The organism is Fibrobacter sp., assembly GCA_024398965.1.
Taxonomy (GTDB): Bacteria; Fibrobacterota; Fibrobacteria; order Fibrobacterales; family Fibrobacteraceae; genus Fibrobacter.
Genome location: JAKSIF010000022.1, coordinates 19,571 through 43,302, shown reverse-complemented (window position 1 = coordinate 43,302; position 23,732 = coordinate 19,571). Strand labels below are relative to the sequence as shown.

Genomic DNA, 23,732 nt, shown 5'->3' with positions numbered 1-23,732 from the left:
CAATAGAAAGCTTTGCCATGATTAGCACCTTCTGGTTAGAGTTAAAATTTACGGGCTATAATATAGCAAAGCGACCAGCCAAAGAGCAGCCCCAACCGCCACCTCTAGACGCCCCCACAAACGACGTTCAAACCAGCAATAAAGCCGATCCTCCTGCAGCCCAAAAGGCGTCCCCACACCCCACGCAGAGTCTTCCCACAAGCAAGAAACACCCAACTCATTGACAATCAAAGAGTTACACGTGTGTAACGCAAGTAAAGACATGCCCATTTTAGGGGGTAAAACGCACCTTTTGGGGTGGTATTATCGTCATTTTTTTATATATTTCGCGTAAATAGTCTTATGGAGCACAAGATGAAACGTTCTCTTATTTTGGCAATTTGCCTTTCTGTAGTCTCCGCATTCGCCGGAGCCTACGACATTAGCGACTTTGAAGCCAAGGATGCAGCAAAGTCCGACGATTATATTTCTGCAGAATTCGGTGGTGAACTCAAGACCATTCCTGCAGACGAAGTCGAATCCCTCCAGGATGGCCGTCTGGTTCTTCGCCAGAAGTTCGTCGATCCTTTTGGCGATACCGACCCTGCTTATCAGCTCTACCAGGGTAGCGCAGGCGACCTGAGCTCCATGACCGCTCTTACTGCAGATGGCGTTGACTACTCCAAGCTGGTTACCGCAAAGGTTTACAAGCGTCGCGGCATGAGCGCCGATGAAGATGAAGAAAAGGTTTACTTTGACGGCAAGTCCGTTTTTGCCCCGGGCCTTACCACTGCAATCGCCTTCGTTGACGGCACTCCCGTTACCCTGAAGGGCGACGCACCGGAAGAAGAACCGGTTGCCGAAGCTGCAGCAGCAAGCAAGGACGAATACTGCGACGAAGATGACGAAGATTGCGAAGACGACGAAGACCTCTCCGCATACAGAACCAACGCTCCCGTGGACAACACCTCCGCAGACAGCCGCGACTACGCAGCTAACGACGCCGCTGGCGACGTAGGCGACCGTTTCGGTATCGCAGACGAAGTCCGTTTCTGGAGCGCAGTTGGTCTTGCAGCTCTCGCCGCAACAAGCATTGTTATCGGCGTGATGCAGCACTCCAAGGCAAACGAAGCCAAGGACAACTACGACGAACTTGAAACCCTCAGCACCAGCCTGTTGAGCGCATGCGGTGGCGAAAAGAAGTGCGAGGATGTTGTTATCGAAAATGGTAACCACGACGGTTGGACCCTGTACAACCTCCAGCAGCGCATGAAGGAAAACAAGAAGACCCAGGATTCCTACACCTCCGCCCGTAACATTTGGTTCGGCGTTGCCGGTGCATCTATCGCTGGTGCCGTGGTCCTCTTCGTATGGTAATCAGCTCCGGTAAAATTTCAATCCGGGATCTCACGTTCAATTGTATTATTGGTACGCTCCCCTTTGAACGTGAAAACGAACAGCCTATTGTACTGAACGTTAACCTGTGGTTGGATTTTACCTTGGCCGCCCGTAACGAGGATTTGGCCCACTCCATAGACTATGCTCAATTGGCGGAAGACCTGAAGGGTTTTATCCGCCTTTCTTGTTTCCAGCTAGAAGAAACCCTGGTAGTAGAAACAGCCAAATATATTTTGTCTCACTATCCCAAGGCCGACGCCGTGGAAGTCAGTGTACGTAAGCCTTTGGCAATTCCCGACTGCGCCGGGGCGGAATCATCCATCAAGATCTGCAGATAGGATTCTGCATTTTTACGATCTGAAGGACCGGTAGCGAAGCGCTTCGGCCAGGTCGTTTATTTCTACAGAAGGCGCATTCCTAAGGTCCGCAATGGTTCGCCCGACCTTGAGCAGGCGATAGTAGCCTCGAGCGCTCAACCCCATCTTATCGGCTGCGGAGATGGAGAATCGTTCTGTTCCGGAAGACATCCTGCAACATTCCTTTGCGAATTCAGAGGACATTTCAGCATTGGTCTTGAACCGGGTATTGCGGAAACGCTCTCGCTGAAGATTTCGGGCAGCGCAGACCCTACGGCGAATATCGGCGGAACTTTCCGGAGCCACTGTAGGCTTGGCGAACTGCGACGGGTCTACCGGGGGCACGCTCACCTGAATATCGATTCTATCCAGAAGAGGGCCGGAGATCTTTTCCTGGTAGCGCTTTCGTGCCTCGGGTAGGCAAGTACAAACGCGCTTGGAATCCATAGAATAGCCACAGGGGCATGGATTCATCGCCGCCCCCATCATGAATCGGGCGGGCCATACAACGGAGCCACTGGCACGGGAAACAGAAATACAGCCTTCTTCCATTGGCTCACGCAAAGCTTCAAGAACAGTCCTGTTGAACTCGGGCAACTCATCTAGAAACAACAAACCATTATGGGCTAGACTCGCCTCTCCTGGCCTTAGGCGTGTACCGCCACCCACCAAGGAAACCATGGATGCCGAATGGTGGGGCATACGTATGGGGCGGTTAACCACCGGATTAAAATCACCAAATTCACCCAGGGCCCTTGCGCAGGAATGAATCCGCGTCGTTTCCAAAATTTCCAGTTCAGTCATCTCAGGAAGAATTCCCGGCAGGCACTTGGCACATAAGGTTTTTCCCGCACCTGGGGAACCAACCAGCAAGAAATTATGCGCCCCTGCGGCGGCAACTTCCAAAGCCCTTTTCACCCCTTCCATTCCCACCACATTCTTAAAATCCGGTACATCATTCAAAGCAAGAGCATCCTGCATCTGGTGTAAATTCGACTTTAATCCGGAAGCCTTACGACAAGACGTCGCCGCTCCCGCTTCAATTTTTTCTACGCACTCTCCCAGACTATCGGCGCAAATGTAGCGGATTCCGTCAACAAGGTTGACCTCTCGTTCATTAGCCCTGGGAATTACCATAACACTGTCTCGGTCCGATTCCATCAAAGCCATCGCAACCGAAAGAACTCCTCGAACAGGCTTCAGCAAACCGTCAAGAGAAAGTTCACCCACAAACACAAACTTTTCCAAATCAGGGACTTCAATTTCACCGGTTGCAACAAGCAGGCCCACAGCCAAAGGCAAATCAAGGGCACTTCCTTCCTTACGCAAATCCGCGGGTGACAGGTTTACCGTTGTACGGAAACCCGTCACCACCTTGTCGATGGAACGTATAGCGGAAACCACACGCTCCCTCGACTCCCTTACCGCATTGTCGGGCAACCCTACCAAAGTGAAACCCGGCAGCCCCTGGGATGCATCAACCTCGACACTCACAGGGACAGCCTTTATCCCAAACAGGCAATAAGAACGGATTCTGCGAAACAAGGATTACCTGCCTTAGGCTACAGAAGCCTGGTACTTTTCAAGGACACAATTTTCGATATGATCTCGAAGCTGGCGAGTAACCGGATTGCAAATAGTCTTGAAGTCTTCGCCCTTATAGAAAGGATCGTTGGGATAGCCCACAAAGAGACCGTTCTCGCCATCCATAACACGCAGGCCTCGGATTAGCATCTGGTCGTTAAGAACCACAGATGCCAAGCCTTTAATATGGCCAAAGCAAGAGCCTTCCTTAAAGGGATAAACATTAACGCTGGTGACCGCCAGGCAATCAAATGCCGGAGTCGTAGAATTATTCTTATTTTCTTTTTCAGCCACGATGGCCTCCTAGTTTATATGTAATCTTTATCCCAGTGCACCATTGCACCTTTGTAAAGACAACCCATAAATGCAAAAGCCGTGCCACAATTCAAAAGTCCCAATTTTTCTTCAAAATACGGATTTGTCTGAAAATAGGTCTGATCAATAAGTGATCAAACTCCTTTTTAACCACTGATTAATCAGCGTTTTAATCACCCTGAAAAACACAATCCAAAACCAGGTTTTGTTTTAAAAACTAAATTGGCAACATGATCCTAGAAGCAAACATGAACTGGACTCCCAATCAGGGAATTCAACTGCCCGCAGTCCTTGCAGAAACCGAAATTCAAAAGGACTACTTCGTGGTAAATTTTTCTGTAGAAGAATCAGAAAATTGTTTTCGAGCGGAAGTCAAGGAAGACAACGGTCGTAGCTGGGAAGACTCCTGCGTAGAAATATTCCTGCAGAATCCGGCAAAACCCGAAGAATACTTTAACTTCGAGACAACAAGTCGCGGTTTCTTGCTGGCCGCCCATGGTCCCGACCGTAACAACCGTCAGATACTCGCCCAGGACATTATCAACAAAATAATACGAACCAAGCAAGTGGCCAGCGTCGCCGGCAATCTCATTTGCTGGGGTATGACAGTGCAAATTCCAGCCAGCATTTTCGGCCTGACATCCTTTGAAGGCGTAGCTTTGCGAGGTAACCTTTACAAATGCGGAGACAAGGCGAAGACGCCTCACTACCTGAGTGCCTTCCCTATCGACACAGAAAAACCGGACTTTCACCGTCCGGAATTTTTCCAAGAATTCTAAAGATCCTATTTCATCTTGATTTTCATTTCGAAGACCAGGCGCCCCGTCTCGTCTTCGATTTTCATATAGGTAGCGCCTTTATGGTCTGCACGGAAAATTTTCAACAGCATGCCTTCGAGGGATTCACCCAGAAAATGAACTTCCATTTCTGAGGGAATGCAAAGTTCCCAGTCCACAGAAGGAAAAACGTTCATGGCTAGTTCCACATACTTGATGTTGTTCATGTGGTGGGACATGTCCAGATGCTGAGGCAAAACACGCTGCTGGTAAATTTCCTTATATTCTTCGACAGTAGGCTCAAACTTCGTGAACTTGTCGTCCAGAACCTGTTCCGGAAAGCCTTCTGTAGGGAAATCCACAGCGGACAGTTTCATGGGACGGTGACGGTTCAAATCCAAGCAGCAGGCCTCCTGAACCGCAAGGACAATAGGTTCACCTTCAACCGTAGTAACCGCTGTATTTTCGTAAGTACGAATCAGACCGTTATTCGCCGGGTAGGACGTTGTCACCACCTTATCGCCCCAGAACGGGCGCTGGAAAAACTTGAACTTGGCCTTGGTAATAACCCAGTAGCCACCCTTCTCCTTCACAAAGAAATTATCCTGCTTGATCTTACCGAAGTTCTCAGTAAAATTATCCTGAACCATGAGCACCGTCTGAGCCACGCCCATTTTTCCGGATACGTCAATGTAAGCCGACGTAATGGTACGGGGTTTCTGGAAAACTAGAGGATTCTTGGAGAGAGAGTAGATGTCGATCATGGTAGTGAACAGTGAAATTTTTCTTTCGTCATCTATAATATAAACTGCTTTTTTCCCGTGCGAATGCTTTTCAGGATTTTTATTTAAAATTTCAGTCGTAACACTCGTAGAGGGCGATCTTCGCCTCCATACAGTTCCGGGCAGAGACATTCCTCGCCAGTGGCTATAAAACCGCATTTTTCCATGACACGGCCAGATGCAGGATTGTCTACAAAATGTCCGCTGACAACGCTTCCATATCGGCCCCGTTCACGCATATAATCAAGCATCAACTCCAAGGCCTCGGTGCAGTAGCCCTGATTCCAGTAAGGCTTTCCCACCCAGTATCCAACAGTCGGTTCGTCTCCAACAGCAGGCAGCCCGCAATCGCAGGAAGGGCCATAGCCCATGGCGCCAATGACATCGCCGGATTCCTTAAGCACAATGGCCCAGGTGCTATCGTTTCTAAAGACATTCTGGATAATGCTTAAGCTTTCTTCCGCCGATTCGTGAGGTTTCCAGCCGGCACGGCGACCGATGTCAGGATCTGAAGCCAGTTCAAATAGGCGGGACGCGTCACCGTCTTCCCACGGGCGCAGGAATATTCTTTCGGACTGCAGTCTCAAATATTCAAAGCGATACCGTTGCGAAATCTCGGGATATTTTTCTCGGTCTACTTCACTCAGGAACATTTGCTTCTCGCGAATCCAGCGTCCCTTATCGCCATACATCTTGCGATAGACCACATAGTCTTCTTCCGTTTCGGAATGCTTGGCCACAGACTCTACGCAGTAGTAGAGATTCTTGAAATGACGATAAATACCATTGATAACAAGTTCACGAGTCATGTTTTAAAAATAAGAATAAAGAACGCCGCGGGCCGAATGTCGCGACGTTCTTTTTATTAATTCCTACGAATTCTTCTTAAGCGCAGATTAGATGCGCAGCATTTTCTTAAGCGTAGATAATCAAGCTAGACAAGGCGCGAAAGCTCGTAGCGTATAAGACATACGTGAGAGCTTGAGCAACGAAGTATAGCGTAGATTAGATACGCTTAAGAACCAGCAGATGACCAGGAGCCTTGTTCGGATCCAGACGGACAAAGTTCTTGTTGCCGCGCCAGACGAAGGATTCGTCGGTGATCAGGTCCTTCAGGAAGAAGAAGCTGTCGTTGTCGAGGCCAAGCTTTGCCATGTCCAGTTCCACCATGCCTTCCTGGGCGTTGTCCATGTCCATGTTGCAGACGAACAGGAGAACGTCATCGCCAGTCTTCTTGGAGTAAACCATGAGCTGGTCGTTGGCGCAGTAGTGGAAGTCCAGGTTGTCGTATTCCTGGAGAGCCGGATGTTCCAGGCGGGCGGTGTTCACGCGGCGAACGAAGTCCTGGATGCCGGGGCCAGCCCAGTTGTGAACCTTGTACTGGTACTTTTCGGAATCCTGCAGTTCTTCCTTGATGGGAGACGGAATATTTTCGCAGAGTTCGTAACCGTTGTACATACCGGTAAGGCTAGAAAGGGTACCAGCCAGGAAGTAACGCTGCTTGAAGGCATTTGCACCCTTGTAGGCCAGATACTTGGGGAAGATATCCGGTGTGGTGGGGAAGAAAATACCGCGCATGTATTCCTTGGCGTCGGACTGAGTCAGTTCCTTCAGGTACTGTTCGAATTCCCACTTGGCGCTACGCCATGCGAAGTAGGTGTAGCTCATGTCGAAGCCGGACTTTGCCAGACGATGCATCATCTTGGGGCGGGTGAAGGCTTCTGCCAGGAACACCAGTTCCGGACGCTTTTCCTTCACGTCGGCGATGAGCCATTCCCAGAAGGGGAACGGCTTGGTGTGGGGATTGTCGATACGGAAGATTTCCACGCCCTTATCGGCCCAGAACAGGATGATGTTTTCGATTTCCTGCCACAGTTCCTTGTAGTTCTTGTTGTAGTAGTCGAAGGGGTAAATGTCTTCGTACTTCTTGGGCGGGTTTTCAGCAAACTTAATGGAGCCATCGGGTTCGTGGTAGAACCATTCCGGATGTTCCTTTACGTAAGGATGGTCCGGAGAGCAGTTGAGGGCGATGTCCAGAGCAAGGCGCAGGCCCTTACCGCGGGCGGCCTTTGCAAAGTGTTCAAAGTCCTTCATGGAGCCCAGTTCAGGGTCGGTAGCGTAGTGACCACCGAACTTGTTACCAACGGCGTAGGGGCATCCCGGTTCCAGGGGCTTACCCTTCTTGTCGGTCTTGGCGTGGAGGGCGTTGTTGGCGCCCTTACGGTTGGTAACGCCAATGGGATGAATAGGCACCAGGTAAACGGTATCGAAGCCAAGGTCGGCGATGTAGTCCAGCTGCTTTTCGCAGTCCTTCCAGGTAGCGCTCTTGGTGGGGTCGGTGCCCTGGGACTTGGGCCACATTTCGTACCAGGTACCGGTACGGGCGTAGGCGGGGTCCACACGGAGCTTCATCACCGGACTTTCGGTAGGAACATCCTTAGGTTCCTTGGTCCAGGCACAAATCTTGTATTCGTAGTAACCGATGTTATTGACGGTAAAGGAGCCTTCCCAAAGGTCGTTATCCACGAAATGCATGGGAGCCTGTTCCCACTTGACGGCTGCAGCCTTTGTGGACTTGGCAGTCTTAGTAGTCTTCTTGGCAGGAGCCTCTGCGGGCACATGGCGGAAGAAGATGGCGGCATCGTACTTCTCGTGGCTGTGACGGAAGATGTCTGCCTGCACGGTGACGGTGTCGCCCGGTTCGCGCTTGATCATGAAACGGCCGCCCTCGATGTTCGGGCGGATATTCTCGATAACGAGATTGTCTTTGAGAGTAGGAATAATAGCCATAGTACTATAAAAGTAGAAAGGTTAAAGGATAAAGGATAAAGGCGAAATAAAAAATCCCGCTATTTTGCGGGACAATATAATGTTCAATTTTCTTGGGAAGGCACCCTACGAGCTTTTTGAGATGAAACTACTTCGTGAGTCTCAAGACCTTCACTTCCTTGATCCAGAACTTGCGTTTCTGCTTACCCAGGTTCAGTTCGAAACGGGCAAACGGATCGCTGACTTCGGGCGTGAACTCGATTTCCACAGACTGGCCGCTCTTTCTAACTGGGACATGCTCCGAGAAGCCGATGGTCTTAAACGTGGAGTAAGAACCGATGCGTGCCGTGATTTCGCCTTCCACATCAGACCAGATGGTAAAGATGCACTTATAGCGTACGCCAGCAATCAGGGCCACATTTTCTTGCAGGAGCTGAACACTGAAGGAGCTGTCACCACCAGCGGTTACATTCACGTTCATGATGCTTTCGCCGGACTTTTTCTCCACAACCACGGAGGTGTCAGCCTTGCCGCCAAACTGAGTCACAAGAATCCAGTCGGTAGTAAAGGGAGAAGCAAAGTTTCCGTTAATCAAGGTGTTTTCACCTACATCTGCCGCAATACCCTTCCATATGTCCTTGACATAGGCGGTACTATCTTCACCAGCCTCATTAATGAAGTTGTAGCGCAGCGGCTGGAAGCTCGGAACAAAACGTTCGTTCAACTTCTTCCACAATTCCACGTTATTCTTCATGTCGATATAGATGACACCATCCGGAGAAATTTCGGCCTTGGAGAAGTCGACTCCAGCAGCGAAGATCTTTGCCCTGAACACAACAGAAAGGTTTGCCTTTCCATCGCCAGTGTCAATCTGGGAATAGTGGTAACGCAGCTGCATGGATTGGAAGTTGGAGAGATTGTACTCAAAGGGAACGTATTCTCCATCAATCAGCACACGGCCATAAATATCGTCTGCCACATAAGGCTTGAAGGACACTCCGATTTCCTTGAGATAACCACCGTCCAGCAAGTCGATATTCTTGAAGGCGCTATCGACAAAGGATTCCTTTGTAAAGGAAACAGTGATGGAATGATCTTCCAGAGAATCAAGGACAGACTCATCCGCAACTGGATTGTAAGGCCAAACCTGCATACCCTCTACAGCATTGTAATCCGGGAACCAGATATAGTAGCTAGCGTAGGTACGCACACTATGAAGTTGCAGAGCAAAGGAATCCAGCAGCAGCGGTTCATCCTTTGCAGCAGACTTAGAAAGAACCTTAGCAACCTTTACAGATTCAACATCAGAGTAATCAACAGTAAATTCAGCCGTCAACGGAAGCGCAACAGGGACATCTTCCACAGGAGGAACCACAATAGGAGTATCCGGAATGGTATCCTTGTCCGCAATAGACGGATTGCCAATTTCAATACCAGCAGTGTTCTTGTCGTCGGAGCAAGCAACCGACAACAACCCAACAGATGCTAGGCATGCAAAACTGACTATGGACAAAAAGAATCTCATCACACTCCTCGGGTCAGAGGGAACAGCTGTAAGTTGACCTGAACAACTTCTTCAGCTTCTCCTGCTTTTGCAGAGAAATCTAGTAGTTCTTTTCGCATTAGTTGTAAGTGTTTTTTCAAATTAGGGAAATCTGAGCGCTTAATTCCAAAGGTAAGCGCAGAAATGTCCCTTTCTTCCCCCGGAAGATCGGACAACATCGTTGCAGAAAGCTTCAGCATCTGGAAATGATAAAGCTTAACCATCATGTCTTGCACTTCGTCGTCGGTTGTAATGAGGGGATTGCTCTGGCGGTAACCGTTGGCGGTTTTCACCAAAAGACCCAATTCCAGCAAAAGATTCAAGGATTCTGTAACCTGGGACGGTGTCACCATGCCACGAAGGCGCTTTGAGACCTGTTCGGGAATGGGACGGAAATTCTTGAGGCCAACCATTTCGAGAATGGCTGAATGATGCCATTCCTTGAATATACGAAGCTGAGCTTGATCCATCTTATGAAGCTTGGAACGGGGGCTAGCCTTGACCAACTGGGCGTAATAGACTTTCTTGTCTTCGTCTGTTTCGGCCTGGTTAAAGAATACCAGGCATTCAAAATAAGTAGCTCGCTGGTTAGTAAGACCAAGACCGTGAATAAGCTTTGTTACCGTAATCTTCGTAATATTACGCTTACCATCGATAGTAAGCTTAATGTGGGCATGACTAGAAAGCCCGCATTTTTCAGCAAAATAGCGCAAACTGAAGGCGGGGTTCACCGACTTCTTATATTCGTAATAATCCCGAAGATACACGCGATAATTCGTGTATTGCAACACATCGGGTTCTACGAGTTTTTGAACATCACCGTTTTCCATATCTACAAAGATAGAAGTGTTTACGCAATAAACACAAAGATAACTTAGGATTAGTGTTTACTCAAGTAAACATTCTGCAACCAGAAAAAACAGCGAAATTAAGCGAATTTCGCCAATTCATGCAGTAAGATCGCGTTTTAGAAGCGAAAAACGACGGTGATCCACAAAAGTTTCGCCCACCATTTCGTAATCCCGACAAACGCCTTCTTCCTTAAAACCGGCTCGCAGGGCCACCGCCGCACTTTTTTCGTTATGAACCGAGGCAAAAACTTCCAGTCGATTCAAGCGCAACGTTTTTAATGCAAAATCAGAAAGCAGCTGGAGGGCCTGGGTGGCATAGCCCTTCCCCGTAAACTTTTTTCCAAGCCAGTAGCTAATGGCCGCCGAGCGATTACTCAAGTTCACATCCAGCATAATAAAGCCGACTGGCAAACCATTTTCGTTTTTTTCAAGAATACACCAGCAGCCGCCCTGAGAAAGCTGCTCAGCAAGAATCCAGCCGCGAGCTTTTTTCCTGATGTCTGCAATCGAGGTATCCTTTACCCAAGGAAGATGTGGCGTCAAGTGATCGCGGGATTCCTGCACCAACGCATAAACCGCCTCAACGTCAGACTCCCTAAGGCCAACAAGCGCAACCCGCTCCCCTTTCAGGGTCGCGGTCTCAAAAGCCTGTACAAACTGTTCCTCAAATCCGCAGGACATATGCATAAAGTAGAAAAGATTCTCAACTTTACGTGAAGGACGCGTCCCGAGCGGGATACTCCCCCGCCTTCGGCAACAAAAACGAAATGTAGCCTCACGTGTGGGGTGGGAGTCCAGACTAATGAACACTTGGCAACTTTGTTGCCTTAGTGAGAATGGTCCACTATGTGGATGCGGGGATGCTTCCTCGCCCTCTGCAACAAAAAAGACTCATCTTTCGATGAGTCTTTTTCAGTGCGGATGAGAGGACTTGAACCTCCACAACCTTGCGATTACTAGAACCTGAATCTAGCGCGTCTACCAGTTCCGCCACATCCGCATGTTCGTGAAGCCAAATTTTGAAAAATTATGCCATTTTGTCAAGGGTTCTAGCTAAAAAAACTCTAAAATCCAATTTTTTCGCTTATTTTGCCAATAACCCCAGTCATGTTCACCTTGAGGATCAAACTTCAAGTCACATTCCACACCCAAGTTTCGACAAAAACCTTCTATCCAGGGAACCGTTTCCTGCGATGGATACAGCCTGTCCGCGCCTCCCTGAATAAAACGCCAACGACCGGTTTTAAACGCAGGATCCCTGGCCAAGTCCGACGCAGCCCCCAGCAACCCGCCATAGGAACTCATCAATACCCGAGAAACGATCTTGCGTTTTCCTAGCTTGGAATACGCAATTACGCCCAAGGAGCCATCGGATATGCCCACCAGCGACACTTCGGAAATTTCCTGCCCTCGCCTTTGCGCAACGGAGTCAAGAGCCTCGTCCACCATGGCCATGGTGGTTGGCTCCACCCAGTGATCCTGTCGACAGGCAGACGCGCTTATTACGATGTAGCCTGGAACCATAGAAGAAAAATCGCCCCCGGCAACCAATCCTTTTTGACAATTTCCGCTGGTCATTCCGCCATGGAACCATACAGCTACCGGGGCAATTCTTCGATTCGTATCTTTGGACGGCCACCAAATTCCGGCAGGTTTTTGGCGTACCAGCAAGGTGTCACAAGGCTGCGCTGCAACCGCAAGGGAGGCTATGCAGGCAAGGGCGAGAACAAATACAAGCAAGCCCTTCAAAGTGACTATTCCCGCTTCTTTACGATCCACAGGACAAACAGGACCAACGCAGCGACCGCCATAGCACCCACAATGCAGGCGCCAATGAAGGCGTAGTACACCTGGTAATCCATCACCAGATCATCAAAATCCAGTTCCCCGTCGGAAGAGGCTATTGAATGTACAACGAAACGATGGTCGTCAATCCTCGCCGCGGAAATTTCCAGCGGAATTGTTCCCGCATCCATGGCTGCAAAGCTGAACCATTCGGACATGTCATCCATCATTTCCTGGGAAGCGTACAGAATAAAAGTAGCCTGATCATCCCCGTTAATCTGGAACATGGTCTTATCCATGAACGGAATATCGCTCCCACCAAAAATGCTGGGAATCGAAGCATGGGTTACGGTTCCATAAAACAGGTGGTCTTCGTACAACATTCCCTTTAGAGCCGGGAACATATAGGAGAACAGCCATGAAGCCAGGAAAAGCAGCAGGACCGCAAAGTTGAATAAAGCCGGTTTACGAGACGTGAAAAAAGACAAGTTAGACCTACTGGCGAGAACGGAAAATAAAGAAAAAAGTAGAAAGCATTAGAACCAGGGACAGAAAATAGAAGGCCATGGGAATCTTTGACTTCAGGGCGATTTCATTCTGGTTCGCCTGATGGAAAAATTGCATCAGATCCTCACTATACATGACCGCCATCTCGTTATTAAAACGACTCCATGCAAAGGCGAGTTCTTCGTTATCCTGCAGCAAAGCAATGATTGAAGTCTTGAGCGAATCGGGCACCTCCGTGTACAGGGAATCACCGAAGTTTACTCCAACCGGATATCCAGCCTTAGCGGAATCCAGTGTTCTATGCAACCTGGCGTAGACCGCCGCAGGATGATTCTGAATTTCATCATTGATTTGATTTAGGCGAACCATCCAAGCACAGCGCCCTGTGGCGTAGCGGCGCATTCCGGCTACCTTGCCCAAGACTTCCTTTTCAAACCGGTTGACCATATTGTAGCTTGGCGTCTTGATTCCATGGGAGCTCATCTCGTCCATTTCGCGAGAGAAGGAAACCGCAGATTCTCGAAGACTCATGGTCTGGGTCTGAACCAGCAAGGTATCGCCACCGGTTCCACTTCGAATGCGATCCATGGTCCGCATCACGTAGGATTCCTGAAGCTGGTATTCAGCAAGGCTCTTAATGAACCGCGGATACACCACAAGCTCCGGTTTCTGGGAGAAATAAAACAACGCAGTCAACCCAACGGTAACCACAAGAACAAGCCATACCCATGGGGTACGTACTCTTGCATTTAGCGTATCTGCAATAGGTTTGTTTTTTATTTCAGCCACACCTAGAAATTACCTTTTTTCTACTTTGGAAAATATGATTCAACTTTTTTTTGCACCGATTTTCTGCATTTTCCTTGTTCTTTCTGGATGCACTATTGAGCACGCAGAGGAACAGGTTGTGGCATACCACGCCAATGGTGCGAAAAAAACGTCTATCTGGATTTATCCCGATGGTGAAATCTTAAAGCGAAACGAGTGGTATTCCGACGGAATCAAGGAATTGGAAATTCCCTACAAGGACAGCGTCCCCCATGGCGATTTCAAACGCTGGACAGGCTTTGGTGATCTTGTCATGGAAGGCAAGTACAAGAAAGGGTTGCGCCACGGTAAGTGGACCAGCTACTTCGGAGGGCACTTCAACAAGAAAACCGAAGCTATCCGTTATTACGAAAACGACCATCCCGTTGGCGACTGGACCGGTTGGCACTTCAACGGCGAAAAGGCATTCGAGGAACACTACAGCGACAACGGAGACTCCATTGGCGTCTGGAAAAAGTGGAACGAGAACGGAACCATCGCCGAGGAAAATTCCTGTTTCAGCACCATCGACTCTGGCTTCTATAAAAAGTACAACTTTAGCGGCGTTCTTGAGCTCCAGTTCTATTGCAGACAAGGTAAAAAGAGTGGCGAGCGTCTGGAGTATTACGACAGCGGCAAGAAGGTGCGAGTACGCGAAATGTGGGCAGGCAACATTCTGAATGGCGTACGAGAAATGTACTCCGGCGAAGGCATCGTGCTAAAGCGGGAATTCTGGAGGAACGGACTGCGGGATTCCGTATGGCAGTGGTTCGATGTCGAAGGAAACAAAATCGCAGAAACTGTTATGCGGGATACAGCGCGAACGGACTTCGGCGTATGCGGCGCTGTTGTTTGTGCCGAATCTACCTTCGTAATGAACGAAGGGGGCGAATTCGTCCTAGATGGCACCTTATGGTTTATGCGCGAAGGTAAAGCTCTACGGTACGAAGAAAACTGGGAACACGGAGATATAAAAGTCAGCCGCAGCTTTTATCCGGATTCAACTGCGGATAGCGTAAGTTACACATCAGCCGCCTCCGAAGGTTTCTGGAAAGATGGAAAGCGGGATGGCATCTGGAAAAACTGGTATCGCAACGGAGTTCTGCGAGATTCCCTCACCTACGTCAACGGCGAGCGAGTTGGCGACCAGTTCAGCTATGACTCCACCGGCAAGCTCACCATCCATAAGACCGAGAACGGGAAGAACAGGCCCGTTATCATGCACATTCCAGGAGTCAATTAAAAAATACTCCGTACGCGCAGAAGTTTTCATTATCAATCATCAATCATCCATTATCAATTTCTACATTTTGCCGCACTATGAGTGAAGCTATTAATAACGTGAAACAGGCATTTGACGCAGAACTTGCGCAAACTGACCTTACCAATCAAGAAGCCGTCAACAACCTCCGCGTGAAGTACCTGGGCAAGAAAGGTCTCGTTACCGACCTGATGAAGCAGATGGGTACTCTTCCTCCCGAAGAAAAGCCGGCTTTCGGCAAGCTCGTCAACGAACTTAAGGTGGCCGTCTCCGAAGAAATCGAAAAGGCCATCGCCACCGCCAACGAAGCGGCCCTCCAGAAGAAACTTTCCAGCGGTAGCGTAGACGTGAGCCTCCCTGGCGCAGGCATTCCTGCAGGTTCTACCCACCCGCTGTACGACGTCCGCGAAGAGATCATCGACTTCTTCAGCCAGATGGGCTTTGAAGTGGACTTCGGTCGCGACATCGAAACCGACTGGTACAACTTCGAAGCATTGAACACTCCTCCCGACCACCCGTCCCGCGACATGCAGGATACCTTCTACGTGGACGACAAGGTGATGCTCCGCACCCACACCAGCGGTACCCAGATTCATTACATGGAAACCCACAAGCCGCCTTTCCGCATGATTGCTCCGGGCCACGTGTTCCGCGTCGACAACGATGCCACCCACGCTCCCATGTTCCAGCAGTGCGAAGGCCTGGTGGTGGACGAAAACATTTCCTTTGCCGACCTGAAGGGCGTTCTCCAGGTATTCATGAACAAGCTCTTTGGTGAAGGCGTCAAGACCCGTTTCCGCCCCAGCTTCTTCCCCTTCACGGAACCTTCCGCTGAAATGGATGTGAGCTGCGTATTCTGCGGCGGCGAAGGTTGCCGTCGTTGCAAGGGCACCGGCTGGATGGAAATCGGTGGCTGCGGCTCCGTGGACCCCAACGTGTTCAAGAACTGCGGTATCGATGGCGAAAAGTACACCGGCTTTGCATTCGGCTTCGGTCTCGACCGTATCGCCATGCTGCGCCACGCCATTCCGGAAATTGGCTTGCTTACCGGCAACGACCAGCGCTTCCTGGACCAGTTCTAGCGCTAGCGCGAATTATGAATTATGAAAAAAGGGTCTCGGCGATGCCGAGACCCTTTCTTAATTTCACTGACTCTTAGTTACGGTGGAAGTCGTCTTCCATGCGGATGATGTCGTCTTCGCCGGTGTATTCACCCACCTGGATTTCCACGATGACGAGAGGCAGGCGGCCTTCGTTCTGCAGGCGATGGACTTCGCCCACGGGGATGTAGGTGGATTCATTGGGGCGAACGTAGAACACCTTGTCGCCGACGGTAACGGTTGCTGTACCGCTTACGACCACCCAGTGCTCGGAACGATGCAGGTGCTTCTGCAGGGAGAGGCGCTTGCCCGGCTTCACCACGATGCGCTTCATCTTGTAGCGTTCGGTGGATTCCAGCACAGAGTAAGTACCCCAGGGGCGGTTCACAGTCTGCGGAACGCTGATGAGGTCGGAGCCGCGGACCTTCAGTTCTTCCACCACCTGCTTCACCTTCTGGCTGCTGCTGAGAGGAGCCACGAGGAGAGCGTCGGGGGTATCCACGATGAGCATCTTGTCCAGATCGATGGTAGCGATAGCACGCTGGGAGCCCATGACCAGGGAGTTCTTGGAACCTACGGCAATGTGACGGGGGTTCACGTTGTTGCCGTTTTCGTCGTGAGGGTATTCGCCATACAGGCTGTCGAAGGAGCCAAGGTCGCTCCAGCCGATATCGCTGGGCACAACCTTCACGATGTTGGACTTTTCCATGACGGCGTAGTCGATGGAGTTGGAAGGGATGGCCTTCATGTCGTCCATGCCCACGCGAATCGGTTCACCGGCTTCGATAGCGGTATTTGCGAGAGCCATCTTGGCGGCTTCCAGAATGTCGGGAGAATGCTTCTGCAGTTCAGAAAGGAAGGTCTTAGCCTTGAAGCAGAAGATGCCGGAGTTCCAGTAGAAGTTACCAGCCAGCAAATACTTTTCGGCGGTAGCGCGGTCCGGCTTTTCCACAAAGCGCTTGACGTTTTCGCCTTCGGCCTCGATGTAGCCGTAGCCAGTTTCGGGACTGGTGGGAGTGATACCGAAGGTCACCAGGTTGCCTTCCTTGGCAAGTTCCTGGGCGCGAAGAAGAACGTTCTTGTATTCGTCCTTCTTGCGGATTACATGGTCGGACGGGGAAACCAGGACGATTTCCTCGGGATCCAGGGTCAGGCAGGCCAGGGCAATGGCAGGCGCGGTATTGCGACCCACCGGTTCCAGCAGGAACTTGCAGTTGTGCTTGCCTTCAGCTTCCAGCTGGTCCTTTGCAAGGAAGAACTGGTCGGCATTGGAAACGATGAACTGTGCTTCGCAAACTGCGGAATTGGTCACCACAGTCTTACGGAACAGGGACTGTCCGTCAAACAACGGAGCGAACTGCTTGGGCATGAGGGAACGGCTTACAGGCCAAAGACGAGTGCCGTTACCACCACAAAGAATCAAGTTAATCATACAAAGCCTCTATTACTTACCCCAGGTACCATTGCTGATCTGCTGGACAGTACGGACCGTCAGCACATCGTAGTAGACAGCCTGCTGAGTGGGCCACAGAAGACCAATCAGGCGGTTCCAAGTTGCAAGGTCGGAAGCATCAACATAAACGATGTCGTGCGGGTTAAGATTGAAACGGTCTGCCATGGCAAGGGCCATTGCGTTCTTTGCATTCAACTGGTAAACGTCAATCTGCTTTTCAGAGGTATTACGGATAACGTAAATACCGCGGGAGGTGGCGTTAAGAGCCTGCAGGCCACCAGCGGTGGACAAGGCTTCAGCAAGGCTCAAGTTGCCATCATGAATATCAACCACACCTACGCGGCCGACTTCACCCATGACGTAGACCTTGTTTTCCTTCTGGGTCTGGACCAAGGAAGGAATATAGAGCTGGTCATTGGGGAGAATAACGATCTTTTCGAGCTGAAGATTGCTCTTGAATGCATCGGTATAATTGATGTTGTAAACCTTTTCACCACGACGAAGCTGGATGGCAGAAAGATCTGCATCGTTAGCGAAACCGCCTACAGCGGCGATTGCATCGGGAATGGTGATGGGGTTTTCGTCAAAGGCGACAAAGCCCGGCTTGGAGACTCGGCCAGACACGAATGCGCGACGGCTGTTGTAACCGGTAACGCGGACATCAACCTGAGGATCGTTCAAGATCTTGTCAGAAAGACGCTTGGTAATTTCAGCACGAAGTTCCTGAGCGGTAAGGCCAGCGGCCTGCAGTTCACCAGCATAGGGGTAGAACAGCTTACCATCGGTGGTAACCTTCTGACCGGCAGGCTGGTACTGACCCATAGGCGAGGTCAGTTCGGGATGTTCCCAAACCACAACCTGAACCATGTCCAGAGGTCCAATGCGATATTCCAGCTCCGGCATGGAATCGACCATCAGTTCCTTAAGATCGCCTACTTCCGTAGCAGCAGTTTCTGCAGCGGCAGCGGAACCTGTACCAAAGTCGCCTTCTTCAATGGCATGGAGGCGAACCTTTACACCATTGTATTCGGCTTCGTCACCAGGAACGGCCATTTGCATGTGGGGACCCAGGGAGCAACCTGCAAGCAGGAGCATGGAGCCAAGTAAACCTACACTCAATTTTTTCATAGTTTACCTCAGGTCTATCCTTAGACCTTTCCTTCGCTTTGTTTAATCTTTTCAACCCAATACGGAGTCAGCTTGGAGATATAGTTCCAAGCCAGCACAAAGGCACTTTCCGGACGACGGTACGGGTCGGGTACATCCACCTTCATGGCTTCACCGTAACGGAAAACCTTGCCTTCCATAAAGGGATAGCGGGCAAGAATATCCATCTTCTGACCATTTTCCATAGCGAGGACAAGGTCTGCCCACTTCACAATATCCAGGTTGATCTGACGAGCGTGGTGTGCACTCATATCCACCCCGTGTTCCAGGGCGATCTTTTGACTGGTTTCATGAGCAGGATGGTCAACGAGAGCCCCAAGTCCGGCGCTCATCACGTTAAAATCCGGGCCCAGTTCCTTCTTCAGGAGGTACTCCCCTGTGGGACTGCGGCAGATATTTCCGGTACAAACAACGAGAATATTCTTCATAATACGAAATGTAAAAAATGCGTTATAAAGTTTACAAAAAAACGTTCTAAAACACGGCTATTATCGACTAATATTTGCCATACTTGTAGCCATAGCCTTCGGAACGGCTATGTTCGTACTTGTTAATGACAATAGACGCATGAGCATTACCGTTACCCTTAAGGATTTGGCCCATGCCATCCTGGATTGCTTCGATGGAGTGCTTGTTGTATTCAATGACCATGACAATCTGTCCGGCAACACGGCAAGCCAGGGCCGCATCAGTAACAAGCATGATAGGCGGAGTATCCACGATGATCAGGTCGTATTCCGTCTTGAACTGTTCAATCAGTTCGCCATAGTGCTTGGATCCGAGAAGTTCAGCCGGATTGGCAGGCACATTTCCACAGGGCATCACGAACAAGTTTTCAACTTCGGTCGGATAGGTAACCGCGCTCGGTTCAACCTTACGGAGAAGAACCTGGGAGAAGCCTTCTCCGCGCTTGATTCCAAATTCCTTATGGAGTCGGCCCTTACGTAAGTCGGCGTCAATAAGCAGGACCTTCTTTCCAAGACCGGCAAACAAGGCGGCCAGGTTTACAGAGATAAAGCTCTTACCTACGCCAGGGATAAGGCCGCTGACACCGATGACAGACGCGCCTTCATCCATCATGGAGAATTCCAGAGACGAACGCAAGGCTCGCAATGCTTCCACAGCCACATCGCCAGGTTCCACCACGGCCAGCGGTCTAGTGCCCTTGGTTCCCTGAGGATTACCCTTGGGCACCTTGGCATACACGGTAAAGCCGGTTTCCTTTTCAATAAAGGATGCACTCTTTACGCCGCTGCTAAACTTAGTCAACAGAGAGGTGATGGCGGCTCCAATCAAGAAACCAATGAACAGGGCCAGGCACAGGATGATTCTCTTTTTCGGTTTTTCGGGCTTGGTCACTTCTTCGGCGAAGTCGATAACTCGGACGGTACCCACTTCACCAGCAGATACAAGACGAAGTTGCTGAATGTTATTCAGCATGGTTGTATAGATGCTCTTGCTCAATTCAACTTCGTTGGAAAGACGGAGCACTTCCTGCTGGGTTGCCGGAAGTTTCTTCACCTCGCTGGAAGTTCCGGCAAGTTCCCTTCTAAGAGCGGACTCCTGGTCTTCGAGAGTTTTTACCGTGGGATGTTCGGAATGGAACAAGCGGATTGCATCCTGCTTACGCTGCTGGAGGGAAAGAATATCCTGCTGCAGCTTCATTCTACGCTGGAGTACCAACTGGGTTTCCGCATTGATGTCGACGGAGCCCACCTGGTTACGATAGGCATTCAGGTTCATGAGGGCGGAATCCATGCGAGACTTCACATCGGGCAACTGCTTTTCAAGGAAATCCAAAGTCTTCTGGGCTTCTGCATTACGTTCTTCCACGTTCTGGCGCAGGTAGGAGGATGCCACCTCGTTCAAGACCTCTACGGCACGATCAGGATAGATATCCTGATAGGAGAATTCAAGAACGCCGGTCTTTTTGCCCTTTTCCTTGACATTGAACGCAGAGCGGAACTGATTGATAGCGTCGAGACGGAGTTTCTTGCTTACAGCGAAGGACTGGCCTTCCCTTGCTTCCATTCTAAAAATGCCAATAACAGCAGTGTCGCCAGCATAGGGGAAACGATAGGTTTCACCAGCATTTCCTTCCAGGACTAGCTTTTCGTTGTGGTCATACAACGAGAAGTTTCCTACGGAATCCTTGGCAACAACCGTCCATACCTGATCTTTCACTTCTTCCTTGGGAAGATTGTCCCAGGGGACTTCAAACTGAGTCAGTTCCAAACGGCCTTCCTTGTGGAGAAGGCGGTCCATAAAGTTCAAAGGTTCTGCATCGTACATCAGGTGGAGTTTTTCCACTGCAGAGCCCATGACCTGGCGGCTCTTGATCAGTTCAATTTCCGTTTCTGCCGGGCTGCTGGTGGCAAACAAGGAGCCAAGTCCAGCCATCATTCCCATGGTGCCCTTATTATTCTTGGATTCAATCTGCAAAAGTGCATCCACCTGGTAAACAGGGCGAATCCACATCGCAACAAAAACACCAACAGCTGCGGCGATAATCAAGCAGGGAAGCATAATAAACCAATGCTTCACCAGATTTTTCATCAATTCGCCAAGATCTGTTTCTTCCGTTTTCTTAGAAGCCATATAATCCTTCAACTTCAAACAATGAAATTATTCCATTTGCAAATTTAAAAAACAGAAGCACCGTCAAAGAAAGCTATCTTTTAAATATGACTGAAAACGCCCCTATCTGCCTAAAAGACTACTTACAAAAAACTGACAACGGACAGGTTCCCTCCTCCGAAGAGCTACTGGAATCTTTCCTAGCCTGGGCAGAAGCCAAGGGAACAACCCTATACCCCGCCCAGGAAGAAGCCATATTGGAACTTTTGGACGGAAAGAACGTCATTCTAAATACACCCACGGGTTCCGGAAAATCCATGGTGGCGCTGGCACTGCATTTTGACAGTCTGGCCCACGGCCGACGCAGCATTTACACCTGCCCCATCAAGGCCCTGGTCAACGAAAAGTGGATGGCCCTTTGCAAGGAATTTGGTCCTGAAAATGTAGGACTTTCTACAGGCGACGCAACCGTCAATCGAGACGCACCCATCATCTGCTGCACCGCAGAAATCCTCGCGAACATGGCCCTTTGCGAAGGGGAGCAAACGACCATTTCCGACGTAGTGATGGACGAGTTCCACTACTACTCCGACAAGGAACGCGGAGTAGCCTGGCAGGTACCTCTTTTGACCATGCCCAACACACGATTCCTGCTCATGAGCGCAACCGTAGGCGCCACGGAATTCTTTGAAAAGGAAATGACCAAGCACACGGGCAAGGAATCTGTTACCGTACGCTCTACACAACGCCCGGTGCCCCTGGATTTTACCTACTCCGAAACCGAAATTTCAAATACAGTACAGCGTTTGATTAACGAGGGCAAGGGGCCCGTTTACGTGGTCCATTTTACCCAGGCCGCAGCAGCCACCAACGCCCAGAATTTCATGAGCCTGGACCTGTGCAACAAGGAAGAAAAACAGGCCATCAACGAAGCCATCAAGGAAATACGATTCAGCAGTCCCTACGGCCCCGAAGTGAAGCGCTGGCTCAAGCAAGGCATCGGCCTGCACCACGCAGGTTTGCTTCCGAAATACAGAATCCTTTGCGAAAAGCTGGCCCAGAAAGGATTGCTTAAGGTCATCTGCGGTACAGACACCTTGGGCGTAGGCGTGAACGTTCCCATTAGATCGGTTTTGTTCACCCAGCTCTGTAAATATAGCGGCGACAAGACCGCAATTCTTACGGCCCGCGATTTCCACCAGATTGCAGGCCGGGCCGGACGTAAGGGTTTTGACGACATCGGTTACGTTGTGGCCCAAGCTCCCGAGCACGTTATCGAGAACTTGAAACTTGAAGCCAAGACGAAACAGACTGGAAAGAAATTCCAGAAGAAAAAGCCGCCTGAGCATGGTTACGTTCCCTTTGACAAGGGAACCTACGAACGTTTGATTCAGGCACAGCCTGAGCCGCTGACTTCCAGCTTCCAGGTGAGTCACGGGATGCTCCTGAACATTCTCAGCCGCCCTACGGATGGTTGCCGCGCCATGCGGAACCTTATCAAGGATTGTCACGAAAGCGCAGCCAGCAAGCGTAAGCTGGAAAAACGCGCCTTCCAGCTGTTCCGCGGCCTGGTAGAAGGGCATATCATCGAGTTCGCCCCGCAGGTAGCGCCAGGCTATAGCAAGCTTCGTGTGAACATGGACCTGCAGGACGATTTCTCCATGAACCAGCCCCTTTCACTTTATCTGCTGGACACGTTGCCCAAGCTAGACAAGGAAAGCCCCGAGTACGCCCTCGACGTCATTACTTTGTGCGAAAGCATCGTTGAAAATCCGGACTCCATCCTGCGAATCCAGCAGAACAAGGCGAAGAACGCCCGTATGGACGAACTGAAGGCGCAAGGCATGGAATTCAACCAGCGTATGGAAGAGCTGGAAAAGGTGGAATATCCCAAGCCCCTCCGAGATTTCATCTACGATACTTACAACAGCTTTGCAGAAACTCACCCCTGGGTGGATGTAAATGTGGAGCCAAAGTCCATCGTTCGCGAGATGTTCGAGAACTTCAGTACCTTCAGCGGATACATCAAGCAGTACGGCCTCCAGCGCATGGAAGCCATCTTGTTGCGTCATCTGAACGGCGTATACAAGGTTCTGGCCCAGACCGTGCCCGACAGCTACAAGAACGAGGAACTGCGGGACATGGAAGAATACCTTGGCGACATGATCCGTCGTACAGACAGTAGCCTGCTGGAAGAATGGGAAAAGATGGCCCACCCCGAAGACTACCAGAAACGTATGGAAGAAGCCGGCGCCACCGAAATGGAAACCGCCTTCGGTGCAGACAAGGTTGCCGCCGACATTACCTACGACAAGAAGCGTTTTGTGAACATGGTCCGCCAGCGTATCTTCCAGCTTATGGGCGCATTGCAGAAACAAGCCTTCGGCGACGTTTTGGACATGCTGGCAGACGACCTTGCAGAAGGCCAGATGCTTGTGGACGGCGAAGGAAAGCCCTGGACCGAGAACCGCCTGATGGAAATCATGGCAGCCTATGTGGCCGAGCATCACAAGTTCCGCCTGGATGTGGAAGGCAGATCCATCCACCATAGCATTATCACCTATGACGGTGACATCATGCACATCCAGCAAATGCTGCAGGACGAAGAAGATTTCAACGACTGGAGTATCGATTTCGATATCGACATGAAGGAGTGCCGTGAAGCCGGCATGCCTCTCATCAAGATGATGCGAATCGGAGAAGTCTAAAAATTAAAGGGCAA

At 50.3% G+C, this 23,732-nt stretch carries 21 protein-coding genes and 1 tRNA gene; 6 read left to right on the top strand and 16 right to left on the bottom strand.

What is annotated here, in order from left to right:
• Nucleotides 1-354 precede the first annotated feature (354 nt).
• Together MJZ26_09850 and MJZ26_09845 are read left to right on the top strand one after the other, a co-directional pair.
• The gene (locus MJZ26_09850; GenBank protein ID MCQ2106083.1) at nucleotides 355-1,356 is read left to right on the top strand and encodes a hypothetical protein; all 1,002 of its coding nucleotides are present in this window, start codon (nucleotides 355-357) and stop codon (nucleotides 1,354-1,356) included.
• Nucleotides 1,350-1,715 carry a dihydroneopterin aldolase gene (locus MJZ26_09845; protein MCQ2106082.1) on the top strand — a complete coding sequence of 122 codons (366 nt, stop codon included), beginning with the start codon at nucleotides 1,350-1,352 and terminating at the stop codon, nucleotides 1,713-1,715. Before MJZ26_09850 ends, MJZ26_09845 begins: the two co-directional genes overlap by 7 nt.
• A 12-nt stretch (nucleotides 1,716-1,727) precedes the next feature.
• On the opposite strand, the gene MJZ26_09840 is transcribed toward MJZ26_09845, so the two are convergent.
• Together MJZ26_09840 and MJZ26_09835 are read right to left on the bottom strand one after the other, a co-directional pair.
• Complete coding sequence (locus MJZ26_09840; protein ID MCQ2106081.1) at nucleotides 1,728-3,227, bottom strand: YifB family Mg chelatase-like AAA ATPase; 1,500 nt, start codon at nucleotides 3,225-3,227, stop codon at nucleotides 1,728-1,730.
• 63 nt (nucleotides 3,228-3,290) lie between these two features.
• Nucleotides 3,291-3,611 carry a SpoVG family protein gene (locus MJZ26_09835; GenBank protein ID MCQ2106080.1) on the bottom strand — a complete coding sequence of 107 codons (321 nt, stop codon included), beginning with the start codon at nucleotides 3,609-3,611 and terminating at the stop codon, nucleotides 3,291-3,293.
• Between the two features lie 251 nt (nucleotides 3,612-3,862).
• On the opposite strand from MJZ26_09835, the gene MJZ26_09830 reads away from it, so the two are divergent.
• Nucleotides 3,863-4,411 carry a hypothetical protein gene (locus MJZ26_09830; protein MCQ2106079.1) on the top strand — a complete coding sequence of 183 codons (549 nt, stop codon included), beginning with the start codon at nucleotides 3,863-3,865 and terminating at the stop codon, nucleotides 4,409-4,411.
• A gap of 5 nt (nucleotides 4,412-4,416) precedes the next feature.
• Here the strand turns inward: MJZ26_09830 and MJZ26_09825 are convergent, their stop codons facing one another.
• The 10 genes from MJZ26_09825 to MJZ26_09780 all read right to left on the bottom strand — a co-directional run bounded on the left by MJZ26_09825 (nucleotide 4,417) and on the right by MJZ26_09780 (nucleotide 13,434).
• A complete protein-coding gene (locus MJZ26_09825; protein ID MCQ2106078.1) occupies nucleotides 4,417-5,172 on the bottom strand; it encodes a thioesterase in 756 nt (251 codons plus the stop codon).
• An 83-nt stretch (nucleotides 5,173-5,255) separates the two neighbouring features.
• Complete coding sequence (locus MJZ26_09820; GenBank protein MCQ2106077.1) at nucleotides 5,256-5,999, bottom strand: GNAT family N-acetyltransferase; 744 nt, start codon at nucleotides 5,997-5,999, stop codon at nucleotides 5,256-5,258.
• A gap of 196 nt (nucleotides 6,000-6,195) precedes the next feature.
• A complete protein-coding gene (locus MJZ26_09815) occupies nucleotides 6,196-7,980 on the bottom strand; it encodes an alpha-1,4-glucan--maltose-1-phosphate maltosyltransferase (protein ID MCQ2106076.1) in 1,785 nt (594 codons plus the stop codon).
• A 127-nt stretch (nucleotides 7,981-8,107) separates the two neighbouring features.
• Entirely contained in the window at nucleotides 8,108-9,484 is a 1,377-nt protein-coding gene (locus tag MJZ26_09810) for a carbohydrate binding domain-containing protein (GenBank protein ID MCQ2106075.1), read from the bottom strand.
• Nucleotides 9,484-10,332, bottom strand: coding sequence for a TIGR02147 family protein (locus tag MJZ26_09805; GenBank protein MCQ2106074.1), 849 nt, complete (start codon nucleotides 10,330-10,332; stop codon nucleotides 9,484-9,486). Before MJZ26_09805 ends, MJZ26_09810 begins: the two co-directional genes overlap by 1 nt.
• A 117-nt stretch (nucleotides 10,333-10,449) precedes the next feature.
• Entirely contained in the window at nucleotides 10,450-11,034 is a 585-nt protein-coding gene (locus tag MJZ26_09800; protein ID MCQ2106073.1) for a GNAT family N-acetyltransferase, read from the bottom strand.
• A 235-nt stretch (nucleotides 11,035-11,269) separates the two neighbouring features.
• Nucleotides 11,270-11,353: transfer RNA gene (locus tag MJZ26_09795), tRNA-Leu, on the bottom strand.
• 53 nt (nucleotides 11,354-11,406) lie between these two features.
• On the bottom strand, nucleotides 11,407-12,132 hold the full coding sequence (locus MJZ26_09790; GenBank protein MCQ2106072.1) for a hypothetical protein: 726 nt from the start codon (nucleotides 12,130-12,132) through the stop codon (nucleotides 11,407-11,409).
• Nucleotides 12,108-12,626: a hypothetical protein gene (locus MJZ26_09785; protein ID MCQ2106071.1), complete on the bottom strand. Its 519-nt coding sequence runs from the start codon at nucleotides 12,624-12,626 to the stop codon at nucleotides 12,108-12,110. The genes MJZ26_09790 and MJZ26_09785 overlap by 25 nt, the downstream gene beginning before the upstream one ends.
• Nucleotides 12,627-12,633: 7 nt before the next feature.
• Entirely contained in the window at nucleotides 12,634-13,434 is an 801-nt protein-coding gene (locus MJZ26_09780) for a hypothetical protein (GenBank protein MCQ2106070.1), read from the bottom strand.
• Between the two features lie 34 nt (nucleotides 13,435-13,468).
• Between MJZ26_09780 and MJZ26_09775 the strand changes: the two genes are divergently transcribed.
• Both MJZ26_09775 and pheS read left to right on the top strand, forming a co-directional pair.
• Nucleotides 13,469-14,695 carry a hypothetical protein gene (locus MJZ26_09775; GenBank protein ID MCQ2106069.1) on the top strand — a complete coding sequence of 409 codons (1,227 nt, stop codon included), beginning with the start codon at nucleotides 13,469-13,471 and terminating at the stop codon, nucleotides 14,693-14,695.
• A gap of 77 nt (nucleotides 14,696-14,772) precedes the next feature.
• Nucleotides 14,773-15,795, top strand: coding sequence for a phenylalanine--tRNA ligase subunit alpha (gene pheS, locus MJZ26_09770; protein MCQ2106068.1), 1,023 nt, complete (start codon nucleotides 14,773-14,775; stop codon nucleotides 15,793-15,795).
• Between the two features lie 73 nt (nucleotides 15,796-15,868).
• On the opposite strand, the gene MJZ26_09765 is transcribed toward pheS, so the two are convergent.
• The 4 genes from MJZ26_09765 to MJZ26_09750 form a co-directional block, all read right to left on the bottom strand.
• The gene (locus MJZ26_09765; GenBank protein MCQ2106067.1) at nucleotides 15,869-17,245 is read right to left on the bottom strand and encodes a mannose-1-phosphate guanylyltransferase/mannose-6-phosphate isomerase; all 1,377 of its coding nucleotides are present in this window, start codon (nucleotides 17,243-17,245) and stop codon (nucleotides 15,869-15,871) included.
• Between the two features lie 12 nt (nucleotides 17,246-17,257).
• The gene (locus tag MJZ26_09760) at nucleotides 17,258-18,394 is read right to left on the bottom strand and encodes a polysaccharide biosynthesis/export family protein (GenBank protein MCQ2106066.1); all 1,137 of its coding nucleotides are present in this window, start codon (nucleotides 18,392-18,394) and stop codon (nucleotides 17,258-17,260) included.
• A gap of 20 nt (nucleotides 18,395-18,414) precedes the next feature.
• Nucleotides 18,415-18,861, bottom strand: a complete 447-nt coding sequence (locus MJZ26_09755; GenBank protein ID MCQ2106065.1) for a low molecular weight phosphotyrosine protein phosphatase — start codon at nucleotides 18,859-18,861, stop codon at nucleotides 18,415-18,417.
• 67 nt (nucleotides 18,862-18,928) lie between these two features.
• Nucleotides 18,929-21,031 (bottom strand): polysaccharide biosynthesis tyrosine autokinase, encoded by a 2,103-nt coding sequence (locus MJZ26_09750; protein ID MCQ2106064.1) that lies wholly within the window; start codon nucleotides 21,029-21,031, stop codon nucleotides 18,929-18,931.
• An 86-nt stretch (nucleotides 21,032-21,117) separates the two neighbouring features.
• Here MJZ26_09750 and MJZ26_09745 point away from each other — a divergent pair, with 86 nt between their 5' ends.
• Entirely contained in the window at nucleotides 21,118-23,718 is a 2,601-nt protein-coding gene (locus tag MJZ26_09745) for a DUF3516 domain-containing protein (protein MCQ2106063.1), read from the top strand.
• The last annotated feature ends 14 nt before the right edge of the window (nucleotides 23,719-23,732 follow it).